General features: G+C 52.9%; 16 protein-coding genes. 5 read left to right on the forward strand and 11 right to left on the reverse strand.

Annotation, left to right across the window (positions count from 1 at the left end):
- Positions 1–1,772: VCBS repeat-containing protein (locus Q6D67_RS01765; protein WP_304703803.1), on the reverse strand; the 1,772-nt coding region annotated here is incomplete at its 3' end.
- A 305-nt stretch (positions 1,773–2,077) separates the two neighbouring features.
- Between Q6D67_RS01765 and Q6D67_RS01770 the strand changes: the two genes are divergently transcribed.
- The 3 genes from Q6D67_RS01770 (at position 2,078) to Q6D67_RS01780 (ending at position 6,367) form a co-directional block, all read left to right on the forward strand.
- Positions 2,078–3,079, forward strand: a complete 1,002-nt coding sequence (locus Q6D67_RS01770; protein ID WP_304703804.1) for a class I SAM-dependent methyltransferase — start codon at positions 2,078–2,080, stop codon at positions 3,077–3,079.
- Between the two features lie 42 nt (positions 3,080–3,121).
- Entirely contained in the window at positions 3,122–4,009 is an 888-nt protein-coding gene (locus tag Q6D67_RS01775; RefSeq protein WP_304703805.1) for a glycosyltransferase family A protein, read from the forward strand.
- A 327-nt stretch (positions 4,010–4,336) separates the two neighbouring features.
- Positions 4,337–6,367 (forward strand): glycosyltransferase, encoded by a 2,031-nt coding sequence (locus Q6D67_RS01780; protein ID WP_304703806.1) that lies wholly within the window; start codon positions 4,337–4,339, stop codon positions 6,365–6,367.
- 61 nt (positions 6,368–6,428) lie between these two features.
- Here Q6D67_RS01780 and Q6D67_RS01785 read toward each other — a convergent pair whose 3' ends face one another.
- Positions 6,429–7,397, reverse strand: a complete 969-nt coding sequence (locus tag Q6D67_RS01785) for a hypothetical protein (RefSeq protein ID WP_304703807.1) — start codon at positions 7,395–7,397, stop codon at positions 6,429–6,431.
- A 365-nt stretch (positions 7,398–7,762) separates the two neighbouring features.
- On the opposite strand from Q6D67_RS01785, the gene Q6D67_RS01790 reads away from it, so the two are divergent.
- Together Q6D67_RS01790 and Q6D67_RS01795 are read left to right on the forward strand one after the other, a co-directional pair.
- Positions 7,763–8,752: a hypothetical protein gene (locus Q6D67_RS01790; RefSeq protein WP_304703808.1), complete on the forward strand. Its 990-nt coding sequence runs from the start codon at positions 7,763–7,765 to the stop codon at positions 8,750–8,752.
- Positions 8,753–9,544: 792 nt separating this feature from the next.
- On the forward strand, positions 9,545–9,877 hold the full coding sequence (locus Q6D67_RS01795) for a hypothetical protein (protein ID WP_304703809.1): 333 nt from the start codon (positions 9,545–9,547) through the stop codon (positions 9,875–9,877).
- 93 nt (positions 9,878–9,970) lie between these two features.
- Here Q6D67_RS01795 and Q6D67_RS01800 read toward each other — a convergent pair whose 3' ends face one another.
- From Q6D67_RS01800 to Q6D67_RS01840, 9 genes are all read right to left on the reverse strand, one after another.
- Entirely contained in the window at positions 9,971–10,642 is a 672-nt protein-coding gene (locus Q6D67_RS01800) for a hypothetical protein (protein WP_370551907.1), read from the reverse strand.
- A gap of 186 nt (positions 10,643–10,828) precedes the next feature.
- Positions 10,829–12,010, reverse strand: a complete 1,182-nt coding sequence (locus tag Q6D67_RS01805) for a glycosyltransferase (RefSeq protein ID WP_304703810.1) — start codon at positions 12,008–12,010, stop codon at positions 10,829–10,831.
- Between the two features lie 71 nt (positions 12,011–12,081).
- Positions 12,082–13,917: an ABC transporter ATP-binding protein gene (locus Q6D67_RS01810; protein ID WP_304703811.1), complete on the reverse strand. Its 1,836-nt coding sequence runs from the start codon at positions 13,915–13,917 to the stop codon at positions 12,082–12,084.
- Positions 13,890–15,104 carry a hypothetical protein gene (locus Q6D67_RS01815; protein WP_304703812.1) on the reverse strand — a complete coding sequence of 405 codons (1,215 nt, stop codon included), beginning with the start codon at positions 15,102–15,104 and terminating at the stop codon, positions 13,890–13,892. The genes Q6D67_RS01810 and Q6D67_RS01815 overlap by 28 nt, the downstream gene beginning before the upstream one ends.
- A complete protein-coding gene (locus tag Q6D67_RS01820) occupies positions 15,101–16,285 on the reverse strand; it encodes a glycosyltransferase family 2 protein (protein WP_304703813.1) in 1,185 nt (394 codons plus the stop codon). Before Q6D67_RS01820 ends, Q6D67_RS01815 begins: the two co-directional genes overlap by 4 nt.
- An 81-nt stretch (positions 16,286–16,366) precedes the next feature.
- Positions 16,367–17,512 (reverse strand): glycosyltransferase family 4 protein, encoded by a 1,146-nt coding sequence (locus Q6D67_RS01825; protein ID WP_370551908.1) that lies wholly within the window; start codon positions 17,510–17,512, stop codon positions 16,367–16,369.
- 76 nt (positions 17,513–17,588) lie between these two features.
- Positions 17,589–18,230 carry a polysaccharide deacetylase family protein gene (locus tag Q6D67_RS01830; RefSeq protein ID WP_304703815.1) on the reverse strand — a complete coding sequence of 214 codons (642 nt, stop codon included), beginning with the start codon at positions 18,228–18,230 and terminating at the stop codon, positions 17,589–17,591.
- Between the two features lie 12 nt (positions 18,231–18,242).
- Entirely contained in the window at positions 18,243–19,346 is a 1,104-nt protein-coding gene (locus Q6D67_RS01835; protein ID WP_304703816.1) for a glycosyltransferase, read from the reverse strand.
- A gap of 2 nt (positions 19,347–19,348) precedes the next feature.
- The gene (locus Q6D67_RS01840) at positions 19,349–20,707 is read right to left on the reverse strand and encodes a phenylacetate--CoA ligase family protein (protein WP_304703817.1); all 1,359 of its coding nucleotides are present in this window, start codon (positions 20,705–20,707) and stop codon (positions 19,349–19,351) included.
- Between the last annotated feature and the right edge of the window lie 6 nt (positions 20,708–20,713).

Raw genomic sequence — 20,713 nt, forward strand, 5'->3', positions numbered from 1 at the left:
TGGTTGCCACCCACGTTGTCCGCATCTACGCGGGCCTGTGCCTTGGCGATCGCCTTGGCGCAGTGGTACTCATCGCCCGTCACCGCGTACAACAGCGCGTGACCCGAGGCGGACGTGCCATTGGAATGGACATGATTGACCCAACTGGCCCACGCCTGACTATCCGGGTCGTGGTCCGGTAGTGGGATCATGCCGAGGGATTCAGGCTCTGGCAGTTCAGGTTCAGGTTCCGGTTCCGGTTCCGGTTCCGGTTCCGGTTCCGGGTTAGGCTCCGGTTCTGGTTCTGGTTCGGGGTCAGGTTCTGGCGTCTGCCTGCCCTTCCCGATCTTCTGAGAGTTAGTTTGACGCTCGATAGCGAGGGTAATGGCCGTGACTGCGGATGCCCACTCACCTCTACCCGCCCGGCCTAGTGCCGCGAGCAGAGCCGACTCGGCAGCCTCGGGCTGTGACTCCGGTTCGGGCTCCGGTTCGGGCTCCGGTTCGGGCTCCGGTTCGGGCTCCGGTTCGGGCTCCGGTTGCGGTTGGAGTACCACAGTCGGGTTGAGTTGATTGATATAGAGAGCGGCCTGATCGCTGTTTCGCTTTGCAGTTCCAGTGTTGCCGCCGCCCGCAACTATCACGTCAATATCGCCGTCGCCATCAGCATCGCCGGGGTAGATGGCCTCGCCGTCAACGTGTCGGAGAGCACGGGCGATATGAAACGCGCCCTCGCGGTTATCTAGTATCCACGCCTTGGTGCTGCGCTTGTTACTCATGATCAGGTCGAGGTCACCATCTTGATCAAGGTCTATGGCCCACACGTCCCACTCATAGGCTACTGAGCCAACAGACAGCTCGCTATTGATGGTCGGCATGTCACCAGATTCATCAAGCACAAACTGCCCGGCAGCGTCCTGACGATAGACGCCTGCGGCGGAGGAATACTGGACCACTACGTCCAAATCGCCATCACCATCTACATCCAGCGGTCTGTGGGCCATCCCACTTGGCGGCAGGCCAATGTCAACCACCTGGTTGTTGCGAATGGTGTAGATGAACTTTTCGCCGGCATAGCCTCCGCCGTAGGTAGCGATATAGGTCGAGGCGTCCAGGTCATAAATGCGCAGCCTGTGGAACCGATCATCGGCAGCCGCCACCCTGGCAACCACCTCTTGGGGTGCCCCTTCTGGCAGCGTTGCCGCTTGTGCCTGCCATGCGAATCCATGACCGGATAGATTGCTGCCCGTCAGCACAGCGCCCAGCGGCCACCGGCTGTTGCGGCTACGATATGTCTCTACATCGGGGTATCCGTCGCCGTTAGCGTCTATAATCCGTCCGTTGGATTTGGCCACACGGTGATCCTTGGAAAATGTCCACGTACCGTCACCGTTGTTCAACAGACTGGCAGCATCGCGCGACTCATCCCCCGTGTGCAGAATATCTACATAACCGTTGTTGTTCACGTCCAGCAACCAGGGGCGGTTTTCAGCCGGGCGAGTGATGCTGTCGTCTGGCGGGGTCGGGGAAATATCGGTGTAGCTCCCGTCCACATTACGCTTGAACAGGAAGCCGCTACCATGCCCGTGGAACACGAAGTAGGCGTAGGAGCCCGACGGGTCAGACCACGTGTTAGCGCCCCATAGCCAGGTACTCTGTCCGGCAGCAATAGCTTCTTGCTTGTGGGCTTCCAGCACCGCCCCGATGCCAACGTCAGCACCGTCAACAAACTGAAAGCTCAGGTCTGCCCGACACACACCGGGTATGAGCAGCAGGATGGCAAGAGCTTTTCGCATGGTTTCTCCCCTCAAAAGGACGGGACACTACATGAATGCCATTCAGCATAAAATAGTCGTCACAAGCTTTTCTGGACATTTCCGTAGAAAGCCGGGCTGAACTGGCCGACCTGAGGGGATAGTGTCCATACCGATCCGGTCCACCAACAGTGGAATGCCCCTAACAGGCTGCTAAAAAGGCGTTATTCTGACGTATTCGACTTTCTCGTCCTTCAAGACCAGGATAACTCTGGCCGCCGACGATACTTTTTTGTTGTACAATCAAAAAGGTAGACATCCGTGTCCGGGGGGGCCCGCGTTGGAAAATGTGTCCCATCGAAGCGCTGCCAAATTGGCGACATGCCCCACGGCTGTACATATCCTGCGGTCCAATTTTGGGGAGGGCCATTTATCTACCCTGCGGCGAGGCAAGAAAATCCCCGGAACTGGAGCGTGAAGTAGAAATGAATATACCCTGGAGAGTGAAGTCGGCAACATTCAAATTGGTCGATCTGTTTAATGCGCCGCGCTTTCTATATTTTCTTCAAAGACACGTTACAAAGCGGTCACGGATAACTCAACTTGGTATTAGCGACGACTGGGTCAGGCACGGCAACACAATAAATAAATATAAAGCTAGCTGCCGTGTATTTGAATTCGGTGCCGGGAAAAATCTGGCTCAAAATCTCTATTTGAGTGACATTATTGGTACGCAAATCGTGGTCGATCTAAATCCGATGATTGATCTAGACTTGGTGAATACTGCTCGCAGACTGCTTTCAGAAAAATGCCAGCTCAGATCGAACGAAGAAATTGATTCGATCAAAGATTTAACGTATTACGGAATTGACTACCGTGCGCCTTATGACGCCTCTGATACTGATTTCGAGGATAGCTCGATAGATTCCTGTATATCTACAAATACGCTTGAGCACATTCCACGGGAAAGTATTCTGGAAATTTTTGATGAACTGCATCGTATATTAAAGCCTGGCGGAATCATATCCGCAAAAATTGATTATAGTGATCACTACGCACACACCGATCCGTCGATTTCGCTGCTCAATTTTCTTAAATTTTCGGAGACTGAATGGAAATTATTTAATCACAATTGCCATTATCAGAACCGAATGCGGCATTATGATTTCATCCAGATCTTCGACAAATTGGGATTTAAAATTGTCGAGGAAGAAGCGACTTATGACGAAAACAAAATTCCCCAGGAAATTGCTGACAGGTTCGATACCCAACCCGATACCTGGGCTGCGACTTCAGGCTACTTCGTACTGATGAAGGACCCGATTCACCACCCATTTCTGAAGCGTTGAGCACAAAGTAATTTGCACGAGACGTTCTGTTGGAGCTTTTGGATGTCAAATCAAGTAAGCGTGATCGTTCCGGTTTACAACGCGGAGCAGTACATTGAGCGCTGCCTGGACTCCATCTTTCGCCAGACTTTTCAGGATCTGGAAATCATTGCAACAAATGATGGGTCTACCGATAAATCCTTCGAAATTCTCCGAGAGCATTCCGATAGCATAACAATACTATCCCAAACCAATCGCGGCGCGTCTTCAGCCCGAAATCTCGGAATACGAGAAGCGGCCGGCAAGTATATTGCCTTTATCGATGCAGACGATTGCTGGCACCCAGCTAAACTGCAAATTCAAGTGAGGCTCATGGAAGAAAATCCGCAGTTACTCGCTTGTTATACCGGAAAGACAAGAGAGCTTGATCTGCTAGCTTTGGAAATCAACCCTGACGCCCCGTTGAAATTTTCGACGAAGTCCCTCAGTGATGTTTTTCGATCGCCGTACCTTGGAACCTCCAGTTTCATGATAAAGCGAAGCGTTATTGATTACCTTGGCGGCTTCGACGAAGCACTGAAAACAGCCGAAGATATAGATTTGTATCTTAAGGTAGCAAGCCAGGGGGCCATAGCTGAGATAGACCAGCCACTCGTGTTTAAGGCGAGAATTGATGACAGCCTTGGGGGGCAACTGTCATCCTACCGCGACAATCTTTATGTGGTCGATCGATTCCTCTCGGGCTCAGATTCAAGGAACGAATTGCAAGCGTCTGCTAAAGTGGTCAAGGCAAAGATATATTATGATTGGGCAAAAGATCTAGCGTGGCACGGTCACACTGCAGAGTGCATTTTGAGATCTGCTCAACACCTTGGATACTCCCGTAAAGTTAAGGACTTGTTAAGTATTGGAAAATTTGTTGGTAAATCACTACTGGAGAAGAAAACGTAACAATCTCACTACAAACGAATCGGTGATCAAGGTAGTTTACCTGGCGATCACAACGTGTCCAAGAAGTGGACTATACCAATCCGGAATTGGCGGGCGACCTCTAACCGGTTTATGATCAGCATCGAATATTGATTGATCGACTATGTTTAACCTAGGCGGGTGCACAGAATTATTTGCAGGTTCGATGCTGGGCCTTTTGATGCGGCTGGCCGAATCGCTGGGCGATCTCCACCCCCTGGCATTGAACCTGATGGTCGATCCGGCGGCAGTCCGGGAGAGTCTGCCCACTCTGGTCACACAATCTGCCGGCAACATATGGGAGGCGGCATGAAGCACGCCGATATGAAAATCTCTGTCATCATTCCCTGTCACAATGCCGAACTCTACTTGGCGCAAACCATCGGTTCGGTACTGGATCAGAACCACTGCCCCAATGAGATTATTATCGTCGATGACGGATCCACGGACAGAAGTCTCGAGATTGCGCGTCGGTTCCAATTGGCTGCTGGAGATTTGGTTCAGGTGTATTCCGAATCCTTTCGGAACGCTGCCCGGACGCGCAATCTCGGCGCATCGCTCGCGAACGGAGACGCACTGATGTTTCTCGATGCTGACGATCTGCTCGCCCCCGATGCGCTTGAATCCTTGGCGGCCGGACTTGCAGATCGGCCAGGCGGAATTGCTGCCTGTCCGTGGCGAAGGCTTGAACTCGAGAACGGCGAATGGATAAGCCGACCTGCTTCCTGCGCTCGACGACGGCCCGACCAGGATGCGCTCAGCGCCTGGCTGGTGGGCTGGTATTATACTACTTGCTCGGTCCTCTGGTCGAAAAAGGCCTTTGTGCATACCGGAGGTTGGGACGAAGAAACATTCCTCAACGATGACGGCGACCTGATGATGCGCGCCCTGCTGAGCGACATTCCGTTGATCGAGACTGCTTCCGGGACATCATACTACCGCAGACTTCCAGAAGGGCAGACTTCTCTGAGCGGCAAGCGTTATACCTACGGCGGACTCATCGGGCGGATGGCGGTCATCGAAAAAGTTGCCCGTATGTTGGAGGAGCAGAAACGGATTGATATCTACAAGCCGTCGGTAAGTCACGCGTTTGCCTTGATTGCCGCCGACGCAGCCGGACGTTTCGACGGCCTCTGCCAGCAGGCCAGAACTCGCATGCGGCAGTACGCTCCTTCGCTTTGGTCGCGCGCGCTGGCTTCTCGCGCCCGCAGTCGCGTGTCGTCCAACGGGATGAAGCCAGTCGCCGCGCCGCCGCGAGATCGTGTTGAAGTGATTCGTTTCGGAACCAATCGTGCCGAAACTGTGCTAGCTTCGGCCTTGGCGAACTCTGAGCCAGATGCTGCAAGCCTCTGCCCGCTGCCGAACCTCCCGGCCGTCAGCGTCATCATTCCGGTCTATAACCGCGCTCACCTGTTACCACGCACACTCGATGGCGTACTCAAACAGACATTTACTGATTTCGAGGTCCTCATCGTCGATGACTGCTCGCAGGATGATCCCGCATCTGTCGTTGCAGGTTTTCAGGATCCGCGCCTGCGCTATTTGCGGCAGCCTGAAAACCGGGGGGTCGCGGCCGCTCGCAATCGCGGTCTGCGAGACGCCCGCGCGCCACTCGTTGCCTTTCTTGACGATGATGATGAGTGGTTTCCAGAAAAGCTGGACATGCAGGTTGATCTTTTTCGCCGATCCCCCCGCGAAGTGGCGCTGATCTATACGGGTCTCGAAACAGTGCGATGTGAGGGTAGTCATACTTTGCAGGAACCTACCGCGCGTGGTGACTTGTATCGGGAACTTCTCGTGAGAAACATTCTGCATGGCGCGGGAAGCAACGCGATGATCCGGCGAAATGTCGTTGCGGAGGTTGGCTTTTTCGATGAGAACCTGCCGGCGATCGAGGATTATGATTATTGGTTGCGTGTCTCTCGCCACTACAAGATCGATTGTATCAGTACGCCCCTGGTTCGCTACAATGACAGTCGCGATCTTTCAGGATCTAGTGGTGACGAGGTCCGTCGGTCACTGAATGTAAAAGCCAATCAAGAAGCGCGAAATCAATTTTATACAAAGCATGGCGCGCAGATGCGAAAGGCGGGGCTAGCTCACCTCTTTCTAATCGACAGCGCACGCAGGCTTCTCGCGCCCGGAAGGAATGATGTGAATGCTGCGCGGCGGCTTGCCTTGCGTGCCTTTGCTTTGGCGCCAACATCCTGGGAGGTGCGCAACATGCTGCTCCAGGCATTCACTTCCGACAAGATGCGCATATTTTTGGCTAAGGGGCAGCGCGTGTTCGAGCGTATTGTCCGGATGGGAGCACGAAATACCGCCCCTCGCAGGGAGTAGCTTGCCCGGGACCATCATCAGAAAAATGCTCCTCGGCACAAATAATTAGTGGCAAGTTTTTCTAGTGGAAATCAAAATAGCCATGGTCGTCCAGATCAACCCCAATCTTTGCAGCGAGTGCTTGATTACTCATCGAATATGCGCTGAGAATACTGCGCGAAATATCGGAAGTGAGTTCAATTGTGTGCTCCCTTTTGCCAAAGGACCAATTAGGCAAAGCAAATCCGCCAATTTTCCGAACAGCCGGGGGGCGCAGGCGCCATATTCCTTGCTCAGAGCGAACGTTTGCAGTTGTACCTCGGGTTAAGCGAACAATCTCCGCAATTTTGTCGGACGGAGTATCAAGTCTTTCTAACAAAGTCGGCAGGAATACCTCCGGTGATTTTCTCAACAGTTCGTACGGCAACATCAATAGGTTCCCTGTACCCACTACTTCCCTAAGTTGGTCGTAGATCACGCTGAAATCCAAAAGCATACCAAATTCATATCGGGCAAATTGGGGCGAGGTAACTTCTCGCACAAGACACTCGAAGTCCGCTTGCCCCGCAATGGGGTTTCGATCAGACATTTGTGCATAATGGGAGGCAAGCCAGTGATCCTGGCGACGAATTATGCACACAATGTTGAGGCGTCCAAAGCCCCATTCCTTAGCTTTTCGCTGCATCTCGTCGATGTGGGCGGCAAACAAGGCTGGACGCGTAGCTTGACGCCCCATTCCTTCATCGGAGATTAATAGGTCTCGACCATCCGTGAGCCATGTCTGACGATCTCCGAGCAGGTCCTTGAAAATCTCATCGCCAAAGCCCCGCCAAATTTCGCTGGATCGCCTGAAAGCGCCGGTCAACAGCCGCCGCTCAGCTACTTCACGAGCATGCTCAAATAATGAACTCTTTGGACAGTCCAGATACTCAAGATGCTGAAGCAATGTAAAGACTTTCTCTTGAAGCCAAGTAGAGGCTGTCTTCGGAAGGCCAATATGTAAGTGCAAAGCCCTCCGCGGACTTTTCCCGCTCAGTTTTCCGCTTTCCATGTCTTATCCAGTGTAAAGTTTTGGACCTTCAGAAATTTGGTGGGCGGCATCCAGCATCGGTAATGCCGCAAGCGAAGTATACAAGGCGATCCCTGTCGCATGAAATGTTCTAATGCATAGGACTTTCTGATAGTCAATTGGCTATCTATGATACCGCACAGACCTGACTGCCTCGCGCCCTGCTTCTGGCATTATAGTGTCCGCTTGAGGACTACTTAAGGGGCACTTGCAGAATGCTGGTACGATTTTTCGGTCTTCCACAGATTGCGCGTGCGGCGCCACGAAAAGCGGGGGAAGGGTCGAGCAACCCTCGTGCGGGTTGATTTACCGGCACAAGGATTTGTGCCAAAGTGGTGAGACAGGAAATGGCGCTGAATGCGGGAGTAAAAATGAGTTCAGTGAACGTAGAGAAAAATCCAAAGACTCCGAGGAAGTTGGCGTTGCGGCGAGTCTTGCTGATGAAAGGAGGCCCTGATCGTTCAGAGCCCATTCGTGACTTGGCCCGTGAACTGAATGACCTGGGCGTCAATGTAAAAGTTATCAATCAGATATCAAAGCTAAATGTGCCAGCCTGGCTCTATTTCGCATGGCGTAGCGAGGTCGTTGTATTTGTTCGATATCACAACGGCGACGGTACCTTCTTACGACGACAGCTTTACCGCGCCAGGATGCTCGACTGTGCCGTGGTGCGATGGTGGGTTGGCTCGGATGTACTGTACTCTAGCAAGTCCGATAAAACCGTCCGTGTCGCCAAGGCGATTGATGAGTTTATTGACCTGAATATTGCAGTTTCTCCTCATTTGGTTACCGAACTTCGTGAGATTGGGATCGAGGCTGAATATGTTCCTTCCTTCTGCAAAATTAACAGCGATCTGAATGATACACCGTCAAGTCTCCCAAGAGGTGTACTGACTTATCTGCCCACTGAACGCAGAACTTTTTACGGCGAAGACATGGTTATTGCGGCCATAGAGGCAAATCCGGACCTCCAATTCTTCATCATCGCTGATGAATCCCATTCTCTGAACCACTACCCGAATGTGACCAGCCTGGGCTGGGTCGAGGATATGAGAGAGGTCTGGGCCCAAATAGGTATGCTGTTACGCGTAACCAAACACGATGGCATGCCGCGCATGGTATTGGAGGCACTCGCCAGACGTCGCTACGTAATTTATTCAGAAATCTTTGAAGGTTGCTGGTTTGCACGATCGACCGAACAGGTACTGCAGCATCTGGAAACGTTCAGGACACTCGAGAAGCCGAATAATACCGGAACCGCAGTGATTGACTCATCAATAAATGCTGCCACCGAATATGCAGACAAATTGGCAAAACTCTTAAAAAGTCCCTCTTGAGCGAAGTGATTGAAGGGCGAGATAATTGCCTACAGATATTCACATCAAAGTTGAAGAGTTCACTTTTATGCTCCTTACTCAAGAACGTCTTGTCAACCGCAAGGTAGCTCTGCCGAATCTGCCGGGAGAGCTGGGGAATTGCACAGGCCCGCCGGAGCGGCTTGCAGCCTTGGTGCACCATGTTGTAAGCTCAGCTTACTGTCCAATAGAGCGCCCAGGTATCTTGTACTCCGCCTGGTCGGCCACTCTACGATTCCTCAAATGAATTTCTTTAAACCTGCTGCTCGTCTCCTCCGGAAACCTTTCTACAAAGTCGCTAATCGTTTATCCAGAATATCCAGAGAGCGGGCGCGGTTTTACGTTAAAGCCATACGCGCACGCGCAACTGATCCCGGCGCCCGTGTTCTCATCTTTGCCCAGGGCCGCAGCGGTACGACCGTCCTTGAGAGTCTAGTCTGCTCTACAGGACTGTTTGTCCCAAACGATGAACCGCTTATTGGGCTTGGTCGAGGAGCTCAGTGGCCAACTGCGTATGTCAAGGGTTTTTCCCGTGATCCCACTCGGCAGGGACCAGGGGGGAACTTCATTTGTCACGTTAAGCCGGATCACCTCGACACATACAGGGCGAGGTCAGGACTGGCTCCCGCCGACATCAATGCCTTTGTTCAGTCTTTGGTACGCGATCGTTGGCACGTTTTGCATGTTCACCGCGGGGACCTCATCAGGCAAGTGCTATCGGAGATAGTAGGTCAGGCCAGTGGCTACTGGCATAAGCGAGATGACCGTCCGGAAATGTTGACTGTCCACGTTGATCGGGATGATCTCCACGCCCGGATCCGTTACAACAAGGCGATGAGGGCACGAGAGCAGGAAATACTTGCAAAGATCCCCCACCTCTCACTCGTCTATGAGCGGGATCTTCTTGATCCCGCCTCTCACGAACGAACGGTTGATGCCGTCCTCAATCACATTGGACTTACGCGGGCAAGACCTGTTTCCACTGAACTCCGCAAGATCAATACGCGCCCTCTCACTGAAATCGTTGAGAACTATGAGGAATTCAGTGGCTGGGTCGAAGAGCTTGAGCTTGGGGGCTTACTGGCCCCTGATGCCAAATCGAGATGACGATGCTCGGCTATTCAACGAACTGGTGTAAGCTTACGGGAATACATCGAGAAACTACTGCAGCACTTGGGATTTGAGCGCACCCCATGTAATTCAGATGAACTCACGATAAACGAGCGAATCTATATCGCAAAGTCTTGCGATTTTCTCCTGAATATTGATCGGCTGCTCCTCAAACGTCGGGTATTTTTGCGCAGGGCTTGACATCAAGTGTTCCAGAGGATTCTTTATGTTGTACATTTCACGGAGTTGTTGTTCGAAATCCTTTCGCTTCTCAAGAATGCCAACCGCCAAAAATTTTCCTAGATTCCGGATCGAGCGCTCAGCAGCTTCCCTGGCTTCAGCAGGACGGGTAAACTGACAAAGAGACTCGCCCAGTCGTATATCGCCAACAAACATTCGCGTAAATACCAGCGCCGCTTTCCTCGCCTCCTCCGTACCCAGCCATTCCTCCAGGTCAGTTTCGATCGCAAAATGTTCCCTTTTCGGATTATAACGATTGTAGTAATACTGTGACAGAAGGCGTGACTTCGGTTCACGCAAAATCGTGATCACATCAAAGCTATCGAATATATCGCTCATCGTGCGTTCGCTAAAAGGATAATGTCCGCTGAAAAGGACCTTTTCCGGGAAGTAAAGATTGTAGGCGAGCAAGATTTCTCTGACCTGGCCCAGTGAGAGGTCCAATTTCTCAGATAGTTGCCGAGACGCATGAGCTGAGAGCGTCTCTCCTGTGCCGAATTTTTCTTGCAGTAGGGATTCCACGGACGTCCCACCGCACTTTGGGGGATGGAAGAAAAGTATTGGTTTGTGGTTTTTGGACTTGAACTCTGCGGGCAATCTCGACCGACGGCTAATATGAAGGTCCATTTTCGAAAGCACGTGATTATTAAGAAATCTCGCGATGTCAGGCAGCATAGGCAAGCTCTCCTTTAGCAGGCCGCTGAAAATTCATGATTTTGACGCGTTCAACTTTCTCGTCGTCTCATGCCCCGTGTTTAGAAACTTTGCTAGCTGTGGCACAGTAGAACTCCAGGAGAATTTTTTCGCGTACGTTATTCCTTTTTGAGGATCATGCTTTTTTTGAGAATCTATTAGTGAACGTACCAACGATATAAACTCATCGTGATCTTGAGCTACATAAAGGGCGTCTGCAAATTTACTCACGTTTGAGCAATTAGTCGTCACTACGGGTACACCACATGCCATATAGTCAAGAACCTTTAAGAGATCATTGCCACGCGTGTGTTCATTTATCAAGTGTGGAACTATCGCAACATCAAATGACTTAATGAAGTAAGGAAGGATCTCATAGGGTACTGACTCGATGAAAAGTACATTTGACCCAACCTCTGCTATCTCCTTTCGCAAAGACTTATCATTGGTGTAGCCGACAAAAATGAATGTAATGTCAGGGAACTGGCTTAACAGGCGTGTCACTAAAGGCTCATCTATTCGTCCCTTGTTGAATCCGCCAATAAACCCAACGTATTTAGTGCCTACGGGTTTCGGCAACACCGGAGGGTGGTAGTAGTATGGGTCGTCTTTGGCAAAGTTCGAATAATCAGTACAATTTGGAAAGATATACGTGTTCCAATGTGGGTATTTGGAGGCAACGTGCTTGTTAATAGCTATAACAGCGTGTGCTTTTTCCGTGTAATGTTTCAGTCTCCCATCGACATCATCATCTGGAGCATTTTTGAAGGCCGTGAAATCGTCAGAGAGATCAACCACTACCTTCTCGGCTCCCTGCATAAGTCCGTCTGCGATGTATAAAAAGGATGCTTCTGGGCTATTGATCCACAAACAATAGCGCTGATTCCCTATCAACCCTCTGACTTTTTTGACTACACATGAAGACAGAATTTTTGCAACAGGCCGCCGGTAACTGAATGGCAAGTAAAGAACAGGGGATAGCACCTTGATTTTACTGGAAAATCTTTTTACTCGTTGTGAAGTCTTTCTTGCTTTCAATCGATCAATCAATGATGCACTTCGCGGAAGATACTGGGGTACGTCAACAAAAATACCGGATGTAAAAATGGACTCACCCTCAACGAGATTAACGAATATAGACTGGTTTCTCTTTCTCATAGTTGAAAAAGGAAGGTTTGAGAGGTTGACGAGAATCAATGCGCACCTCCGAATACGACGTCCATAGCTAGATGCAATTTAACACAAGCGCGCTTTCAGTCGCAGCAGGGTCAAAGTACGCCAGCGGAAAGCCGCTGAAAATGTTGACCATGAGAGACAAGGTCACTCCAGTTTCCAACCTCAACGAGCTCACCTGCAGAAAACACACAAATAAAATCGCAATCCTTAACAGTGGTTAGTCGATGTGCCACGAGGAATATCGTTTTCTGGCCAGCAAGATTGTGAATTGCATCCATCACACTCTGCTCTGTCGCATTATCCAAGGCACTGGTAGCCTCATCGAAGATCAGGACTGACGGGTCCCGGTACAGTGCCCTTGCGATACCTATGCGCTGCCGTTGTCCGCCCGACAAGCGTACGCCCCGCTCACCTATGGATGTTTTGTAACCCATAGGAAGTTCGTTAACGACGAAATCGTGTAAATTGGCCAGTCGTGCAGCGTGCTCTACAGCTTCCTGGTCAATTTCGTCCTCTGGTACTCCCAGCGCGATATTCTGTGCCACTGACTGATCCGCCAAAAAAATATGCTGTGGCACATAACCCAATGTGGCCTGCCACTGCGGAATTGCTTCGGCGGTCAAAACAACGTCATCTATCCGAATTTCACCCTTCTCTGGGTCCAGCAAGCCAAGTAGCAAATCAATCAGCGTGCTTTTGCCAGCACCGGATGCTCCCACAATGCCCGCGGTAGATCGCGCCGGAATCGAAAGGCTCACATTCCGCAGCGCAGGCTCGTCAGCACCGGCATAGCGGAACGTTAAATCCATTAATTTGATTTCGTGCTTGGGAACCAAGGGATTCAGTGTCGCCGAGGCATCGGGCAATGGCCTTGAACCCTCTCGATCACCCAGGTCATCCAACACATTATCGACGGACGGCATGTTAAATCGCAACTCCGTAATCGTGCCGAAAATCCTGTTGACTGCTGGAATAAGCTGCTTTCCGGCAAGGCCGTACAACCCAATAAGTGGCAAAGCGGTTGCCACTCCACCCTCCCCGGCCATCAGAGCCAGCACGACCAGCAGCACACCACCAAACGCGATTGCCTCCATGGCAAACACCGGTAGATTTTTTAGCAATTTGGCATTTGCCGTGTGCATCGCAAGCCTCTGCGACGGCTCCCGGTAACGTTCAAGGTACTCGTTTTCGCGCGCTAGCAGGCGGATCTCCTTTGCGCCGGCAAAGGCTTCTGCGGATGCCGTAAAGCGTTGCCGGTTCGCCAGGATCCGATCCCTTCCAGTGCGGTCGAGCCATGCTCTCGAAACCAGATAGACTGCCGTGTAGCTAACACCAACAGCCAGCGCAACACTCACCGCAAGAACCGGGTGAGCTATCACAAGAAGACCGACAATGGCGGCGGCGAGCAGCACGTGGCCTACGAACTGCATGGCTGGCAGCAAAGCGCCATTCACTGCAATCCCGGTTTCCTGTAGTACGGTTTTGGCGAGGTCGCCGGAGTTTCGCGAAAGAAAGAAAGAATACGGCCTTCGGAGGTAGTCAGCCATCAACCGGCGCGAAAGATGATACTGCTGGAGTTGGGAGAATCGGGTAACCACCCAAAGCGAGGCCGCTTGCAACGCCGTGCCCATTGTGAATATCAGGAAGGCAGCAATACCTAAAAAGTAAAGGAATGCTTCCACAGAGTTAAAACCAAGCCGTGTGAATACGAAGTTGAGAGCGTCATTTTTAGTCACCATCTCGGGGTCAGCAAGAACCGCGAGAAAAGGCATGATGGAGGCGATACCGACTGTTTGGACAAACGCCGTCACCACCATGAGCATAACAACCAGGATCACCTTTTTGCGATCCCCGAATTCCAGTAGTGAGTTGAGTTTTTTTAAAACATTCCACATCTGAGTTACAATCTCTCTTCGCTTGAAGCGCATTGGCGGTAGCTTGACTCATCGCGATCGATGAAGTTGGCGGCTTGATTTTCGAGTATGAAATTCCGATAGGATCCGGGATTACCATCCATACCCGCCTCAGCTGCCTTGATAATATTGTAGACCTCCCTCGAGTTAACGTAATGCAGCATATGCTGCTCTCCGTCGTTATAGCGAGTCTCAAGATAGGAAAACATTCGATCCATTGGATCGCCGAGTAATGTATCCATATCCTGCTCCTGGGTGCCATGCGTATGCACTTTCACGAATATCCACTCAGGTCGCCCTTTCACATGAATATTCGCTTTTACCCAAAGGTCAGCCCGATCCTCTGTCGGGGGCATTGCCGACCTTATGTCACCCGCTTCAATGCGGGGCAGAAAGCCATACTTCCGGTCTTTCCAGTTGAGTGCCAGGGGACCCTGCACGATCATAAGGTCCCCTTCCGGCTCACCATTTACGCAGACATCGGTACCAGTGTCATGTGATTTTGGGGCATCGGGGTTGTCTGTCGCATAGTAAATGCTGTTTATTTTGCGTGTCTGAGTGTCGCTGGGCGCTGATGGTAAAGTGAAATCCGCGTAACAGCCGGTATTCTTTAACACCAGCAGCTCGTCATTTACTCCGCACCAGCGGCCATCCGCACGCGAATTGTCGAGGCTCCAGTTGCCGTGGATAAATCCGTATTTTACTTCACCCGTTTCCTTACAGACCGGTAGAGCTCCGTGATTTTCGTGAAGAGTTCTCACAAAACCCGTCAATGTTTGCGTAAGGTGGGTGGAGTTGTCGTTGTCGTGGTGCAGATGGACCTCAATCTCACCATAGCCCTTGTTGCACAGCCTGCTTAGTTTATCGAGGTGCTCTTTACGGTATTCTTCCTCCGGGTAGAAAAACGTATGTTGAGGGTGTACTCCATCGGCATCCACGTGCCTGGCGGCAAGTTTCGGGTATTCAGCACACCATCTGTCCACCCTCGCCCGCTCCTGCTCCAGTGTCACATCCTTGCCCCACTGCGGCTCATAGTGGTCAACAAAGCAGAACATGATGTGCCTGGGGCCGCTAACGGCGGGTCTTGATATCTTGTGACGAATATAGCCCGGCAGCCAATGCGTCATATTCTTGCGTTTCAGCACCAGATAAAGACCCAGCAGGGGGATGGCGAAAAGGCATACAATGCTCAAGTATATCATCGAACTGTCCTGGCCCATGTGCCCTTCGAATCTCGGCTGAACAGTCTCACAAACCCTACCATGAAGGCCATGTTCATCAGGAACAGGAAACCAGCAGCCCTCACCGGGGCAGGCATTCTGTCGAGGACTTTTAGCCAGACCAACAGGGACAGACAGAAATATACCGCAATCTGCAGGGCGAAAGTGATCAGGTAGAAAGGCTGCGAAAGCAGAAAACAGTTGGCCAGTAAAGCGCCAATAGCCAGGTGTGGCACGAACCAGCGCAAGACCTTATGCGAGACATAGGTAAATGTGAGCCAGCCATGCCGGGGGTGAAATAACCCCGGCAAGCGGAAAAAAGCCTGGTAATTACCCGTACCAATACGTACCCGGCGTCGAAATTCACTACCGACATCCGGTGAGGTTTCCTCCCTGGCGACAGCTGCTGGATCATAGCAAACCCGGTACCCCTGCATGGCCACACGCATGACAATCATGAAATCATCGATCAATGTGTCGCTGGGCAGCGCTTGGTAGAGTTCCTTCCGGATCGCGTAGATACCGCCATTGGCACCCAGCAGGCCGCCAAGTCTTGCTTCATGGAACTTGAGTACGCGCTCAACTTTCCAGTAAGCGCTGTCCTGGTTGGCAGATGCAACTTTTCCCGCGTTATGTAGTTGCAGCTCCCCGCAAACAGCCCCGACGTCTTCATCGACAAAATGTCGCGCCAGATTCCGTAACGCGCCCGCCTCAAAATCCGTGTTGGCATCAGAGAAAACTACGATTCCCTCGCTGACATTTTCCAGCAGATCGTTCAGCACAGTAGCCTTGCCGCGGTTGGGCTCAAACAAGAACACCTGTAGCCTTGGGTCAGAAAATGCCTCCAGTATACCGTTGGTGCCGTCGGTACTGCCGTCGGAGCCAATCAGAATGCGGTAGCGACCCAGCGGGTAGTCCTGCGCCATAAGATTTGTGACCCGTTGCTCTATGCAACTCTCTTCGTTATAGGCCGATATCACCACAGCAAGAGATGGCAACTGCGAATCATCGGCTTGAACAGCCACCCGGCGCTCGTTCTTGCGCAGGACATAGAGTGAATCACTTACAGCACCAAGGGTTCCGGACAACAAATGCAGTACCACGGCGTAGCCAATGTAAGTGTACACGACGGCCGAGATACATAACCAAAATACCAGTTCCACTTTACTGCTTCTCCGGGCTATCGGGCTTATGTGACCTGGCCGACCAACCAAGCATGCGTTGCGGATCCGCTGCCAATAAGGTCATGTGTTCACCAGGCCCAGTATTTGCTCGGCGTTATGGATCCACTGCCGTTCTGTTTCGATGTAGCTCCGGGCCTGCTCGCCAACCCTGCGCTGCGCACTCCGGTCCTGATAAACTTCCAGCACCCGGGCCACACAGGCGGCTCTGTCGCCTGCCGGAAACAGCCAGGCCGTCTCCGCATCGCGCACTACCTCACAAATGGGAGAGAAAGCCGGCGCTACCATGGCCTTTCCCATAGCCATGAATTCGAACAGTTTCATGGGGGAGCCATACTCGTTGGAGTCCGGCAAAACCCCAAAGTCCATTGCCGCCAGATACTCCGCCACCTCCGAATGACGCAGGCGCCCGGTAAGCAGTACCTGGGATTCAGCGTTGTGAGCAATCACTTGCTTCTGGATTCCCGGATAACAGACACCGTCGCCCACCAGCAACAGGACCAGGTCCGGGAAATCCCGCAGCATGGGCAGAATGTCCTCTACGAACCAGTCAATCCCGTGCCAATGCACAAAGGCCCCGACATAGCCACAGACTACCTTGCCTTCCAGCCCCAGCTCTCCGCGCAGCCTTGCAGGGTCTATGCCGTAGTAGTCAAAATCCTTGAGATCCGCAGCGTTTGGCAGCACCAGCAAAGGCCCACCCACACGCGCACCGGCCACGGCGGGGCTGCCGCCGGTCAATTGGTAGGACTCTTGCGCAAGGTCGCGGAAATACCCTGAAATGAACACCAGGCCATCGGCACGCCGGAAGATCTGCTTTTCAAACCAACCGGCCAATCTGCGGAATACCAACCGCCTCACCCGGGGCACCAGCGCGGAATCATTGACTTCAAGAATGAGTGGAATTCCACGCATCCGGGCCACCAGCAAGCCAGCAAACATGAACAAGGAATAACGTTCGTAAATGAAACCGGTGGTCTTGTCTGTCGCGCGGTATAAACGCACTGTGGCCATCAGGTTATAGGCGATTTCCAAAAGTTCAAACAGGAATTCCGGCAGCTCCCCAGCCAGGGAAGCCAGCGGGCCGTCTTTTCGCTCGCCAATTGCCGCCTGCGCTTGCCCGGTGACCTTGCGCTCTGGGTCTGCTCCCGGAAAGGATACAATGGTGACCTTGTGCCCCAGTCGGCGTAAGGCACTTACAATCCCCATGATATGTACTCCCTCGGCGCCAGCCCCCCGGGTACGATGATGATAAACAATATTCATGGCCTTGCTCGCTCGCCGTTCACCGAGGCAACGCGGCAAAAGTCATACCTGCAGCCCTCCACCAGGGCACCAGTTCCCACAGCGCGTCGGCGCATAAAGCGCCATCATCGTGAAAGAGCATGACATCGCCAGCCACCGGATTCGCGACTTTCATGCGCTGAATGAACTCCGCAGTCGGTTCCTTCTTGTAATCAAGGGAATCAAAAGACCAGTGTACACATCTGATTCCACGGGACATTAGCTGCAACAACAGCCCAGCGTTCCAATTGCCCTGAGGGGCACGAAATAGATGCCCCCGCTTACCGGTGATTTCCTGCAACAGGCGGTCTGTCTGTTCAACCTCCTGCAGCTGACTGGCGCGCGGCAGACTTCCGAAACGCTGGTGGCAGAACGAGTGGTTCCCCAGCGTATGCCCCTCCCGATGGGCACGGGCCGCCAGTTCCGGGTGGCGTTCCAGGTTCCGGCCAATGCAGAAAAATGTCGCCGGGGCCTCGAGTTCGCCGAGCAGGTCCAGCACCCGCGGTGTAAACTGCGGGTCGGGGCCGTCGTCAAAGGTCAGATACAACCGGTTGTCCACCCCTTGCATGCGGAAAACAAACTTCGATTGTGGCAACAGCAGTGCCAGGATTTCAGCCTTAACGGGTCGCGTGGATATCACCATGGTTATCCCTCCTCAGCCCAGCGCTGTGTCCAGCGCGGCGATATTGGCACTCCAACTGAACCGGGTGGAGTGCGCCGCTATATGCTCATGGCTCCAGCTGTAAGCGAGCGCCCGGGACAATGTCCGGGCCAGTGAACCCACATCCCTTGCCTTGCATAGAAAGCCCGTTTCTCCGTCGACCACAACCTCGGGGATGCCGCCGACGCGAGTTGCCACCACCGGCGTTCCAGAGGCCATAGCCTCCAGCACGACGTTCGGGACTCCCTCGTTGTAGCTGGGTAGTGCCAGCAATCTGGATTGCCGCAGGGCAAGGGCGACCTGATCGTGAGGCAAGGCACCGCCCAGGGTTACCCGTTCAGCCAGCCCCTGAGTCTTGATCGTGTCGCGCAGCCCGGCTTCTTCACCCCCAGAACCAATGATCAACAGCTGTAACCCGAGTTCGGCACTGGCTATCGCTCCGAATGCGGCCAACAATTCATAGATCCCCTTGTCCCGCTTGAGATTGCCAATAAAGATCAGCTGATTCAATCTATGCGAGCCAGGGAAAAAAGTCCCGTGGTCAACGCCATTGTAGAGCACCTGCACGCTGGCCCGTCCCTCGGTGATCTCCTCAATCCTCGTCTTCAGTGCGGCACTTACCGCAAAGACCTCGCGGGCTGACTCACAGCTCCTGCGAATGCACTGCAAGCGCAACCCTTTGTCGGCGAGAACGTTGATATCGGATCCATGCACTTTCAGGTAAAACCGTAAGCGGAATACACGCGCCAACCACAGCCCAGCGTAACCATCAGGATAAGCCCAACTAGCCAAAAGGGCATCAAATCGTTTGCCAGCGATCCATAGCCCGGAGTTAAGCAGCAGGGACAGCGTCATCATGAACCCATACAGGGATCTGCCCGCCCGGGGGGTATAGAAATACCACGTGTAGCGTATATCGGCCTGCGTCAGTGAATTCCGCAGGCCGACCTGCCGCAGCCAGGTACCAATGGCCACGGGCACCAGGATCTCCAGATCGCGCTGGCTGCCCAGGCGGGAAAACTGCTGCCTGTTGAACAGCCCCCGGTTGGGCTCCCAGGGCAGCGGATACAGATTGGTCAGGATGAGCAGTCTGGACACGTTCAAGGCCCCGTTAGCTCATTGACGACAACCCGGTGTTTGCCCGAGGGGGTGGCCGGAATGGCATCCACGGGTCTGAGCTCAATCGCCAATGAACCCTGGGTGTAGGTGTTCAGTGCCTTGGCGATGGCGGTTGAGGTGGCAGCTTGGATACCGGTACGGCAAACCACCAGCAGCTCAATCCGCTCAAGTTGGTGCTGCCTGACCTGGAATTTTTCGACTTCAGGGAAATCTTTGAGCAGATGCGGGAAAAACTCACCGGGGAGCCGGGCGCCGTTAGGTGCATGGATAATATCCAGCTTTCTGCCATTGATTTTCTCTATCAAGGGCAGCGGATTACCGCAGTCACACACTCTGTCAGTCAGGGTGGCCATGTCCCCATTGATATAGCGAATGAATGGCATGCCATAGTTGGACAGGTCCGTGATAGCCACTTGGCCTTCTACCCCGAATACGGAATCGCCCTGTTCATCCAGCGTTTCCACCACCAGGTGGTCAATGTTCGTATGCAACCCCTGCTTACGCCCACACTCGGCGGCCACCAGCATGAACTCCCGGCAGCCATAGGTGTTGATTACCGCGCATCCGAAAGCCTGCTCGATCACGCTTCGCTGAAATTCGTGCAGAGGCTCCGCACCGGTCAAAATAACCTTCGGAGACCTCACCGAGTTGCCACTTTGCAGTATGTAGTTCGCCAGGGTCACAAGGGGCGACACGTAGCACACCATGGCATCCGCCTTGTAGGTGTTGAGCGCGGTGACATAAGACGCCAGATTCTCTTCGTTCATGCCGAAGCTGTCGAATATCTTCCGATTATAGAAGCGATGATAGCCGGAGTCCTTTAGCCGCTGCCTGAGGCTGGAGGGGCCCACATTTACCCCCCACAAATAAGCTGTTTTCATTCCCAGCTGTAGCCCGGCCCATGCATACCCGCGCCACATGACCGCTTCCCGCAACTCATTGCTCTGCCGGGTAATTTCAAACCTGAGAGGCTCACCGCTTGAGCCCCCCGTTGCCTTGGCTATATTGGTAGGCTGAGTGCCACTGGCCCGTAGCTCACTGTAGTGCTGTTGTATGATCTCTTTGGTTATCACCGGGAACTGGGCAAAGTCACCAAGGCTATGCACATCTTGCGGGTGGATGCCCAGCGCCTCCCAGGTCTGCCGGTAGTAGGGCACCTGGTCGTGGGCGTGGTGCAATAGCGCTTTCAGCTTCCGCAGTTGCAGAGTTCGCAATTCCTCTGTGGACATGCCCAGGTTCGCCTGGTATTCGCGGAGCGCTTGTGCGGTGCCACGCCTGCGCAGCATACGGTCGTATACGGGGAAAATCACCTTGCGGAACAAGGAAGCATAAACGCTCATGTCAGC

The organism is Haliea sp. E1-2-M8, assembly GCF_030649675.1.
Taxonomy (GTDB): Bacteria; Pseudomonadota; Gammaproteobacteria; order Pseudomonadales; family Halieaceae; genus Haliea.

Excerpts from the sequence above, each read along its gene's own strand:
- Q6D67_RS01780 (WP_304703806.1), top strand. The coding sequence starts at position 4,337 with ATGAAGCACGCCGATATGAAAATCTCTGTCATCATTCCCTGTCACAAT.
- Q6D67_RS01810 (WP_304703811.1), bottom strand. The coding sequence starts at position 13,917 with ATGCGCTTCAAGCGAAGAGAGATTGTAACTCAGATGTGGAATGTTTTA.
- Q6D67_RS01770 (WP_304703804.1), top strand. The coding sequence starts at position 2,078 with ATGTGTCCCATCGAAGCGCTGCCAAATTGGCGACATGCCCCACGGCTG.
- Q6D67_RS01825 (WP_370551908.1), bottom strand. The coding sequence starts at position 17,512 with ATGGGGATTGTAAGTGCCTTACGCCGACTGGGGCACAAGGTCACCATT.
- Q6D67_RS01790 (WP_304703808.1), top strand. The coding sequence starts at position 7,763 with ATGGCGCTGAATGCGGGAGTAAAAATGAGTTCAGTGAACGTAGAGAAA.
- Q6D67_RS01775 (WP_304703805.1), top strand. The coding sequence starts at position 3,122 with ATGTCAAATCAAGTAAGCGTGATCGTTCCGGTTTACAACGCGGAGCAG.
- Q6D67_RS01830 (WP_304703815.1), bottom strand. The coding sequence starts at position 18,230 with ATGGTGATATCCACGCGACCCGTTAAGGCTGAAATCCTGGCACTGCTG.
- Q6D67_RS01785 (WP_304703807.1), bottom strand. The coding sequence starts at position 7,397 with ATGGAAAGCGGAAAACTGAGCGGGAAAAGTCCGCGGAGGGCTTTGCAC.
- Q6D67_RS01840 (WP_304703817.1), bottom strand. The coding sequence starts at position 20,707 with ATGAGCGTTTATGCTTCCTTGTTCCGCAAGGTGATTTTCCCCGTATAC.
- Q6D67_RS01795 (WP_304703809.1), top strand. The coding sequence starts at position 9,545 with ATGTTGACTGTCCACGTTGATCGGGATGATCTCCACGCCCGGATCCGT.
- Q6D67_RS01815 (WP_304703812.1), bottom strand. The coding sequence starts at position 15,104 with ATGATATACTTGAGCATTGTATGCCTTTTCGCCATCCCCCTGCTGGGT.